Source organism: Galbibacter pacificus (assembly GCF_029603165.1).
Lineage (GTDB): Bacteria > Bacteroidota > Bacteroidia > Flavobacteriales > Flavobacteriaceae > Galbibacter > Galbibacter pacificus.
On the sequence record NZ_JAQSVC010000018.1, the window covers coordinates 1 to 700 of the forward strand.

1 protein-coding gene is annotated in these 700 nt (G+C 50.6%); it reads right to left on the reverse strand.

Features of this window, described 5'->3' with window-relative positions:
* Positions 1–700, reverse strand: a 700-nt coding sequence (locus PSF86_RS17740) for a transposase (protein WP_277901432.1), incomplete at both ends; no start/stop codon positions are given.

Here is a 700-nt window from a genome sequence, read left to right on the forward strand (position 1 = left end):
CCATATGCTGTCCCATCGGGCATACGTAATAGTCACCTTCCGCATTATAGTGTAGGTTATTTCTGTTAAAATCGTCCTTTCCATTTTTCTTTTTCTTGGATTTGTAGCTCTGTTCCTCTTTGTCAAAGGTGTTGTACTTCACGTAGCCCTCGATTCCCACATTTTCAAGGTACCCATAGTTCTCCTCACTGCCGTAGCCGGCATCGGCGGTCAGGTTTTCGGCGAGTGCCCCGTAAAGGTATTCATAGGTCTGCAGGTGCGGTTTGAGCGTGTGGATGTCATTGGTGGTCTGGTGGAGACTGTAATGGATGATAAACTGTGACTCGGAACTGACCTGTACGTTGTAACCGGGCTTGAGCTGCCCGTTCTGCATATGGTCCTCTTTCATCCGCATGAAGGTGGCCTCGGGATCGGTCTTGCTGTAACTGTTGCGCCCGGCCAGTAGCGCTTCCTGCCCTTCGTACTTTTCTATATTGGCGGGAAAGTGCTTTTCAATGTACCGTGCTTTGGCCCTCTGTTTGCTGTCGACCCCGGGGGTTCCCTTGAGTATTTTATTGATCTTTTGGGCGGTCCTTTCCACTTTCTCCCTGTCCATTTTCGTGAAGTCCGGTGGTGTTGGATCTTTGTCCTCTTCATCGGCCACGCTCTGGGCGTACTGCCAAAGCTCTTCCAGCTGTTCTGACATTTTCTCCCTGCGCGT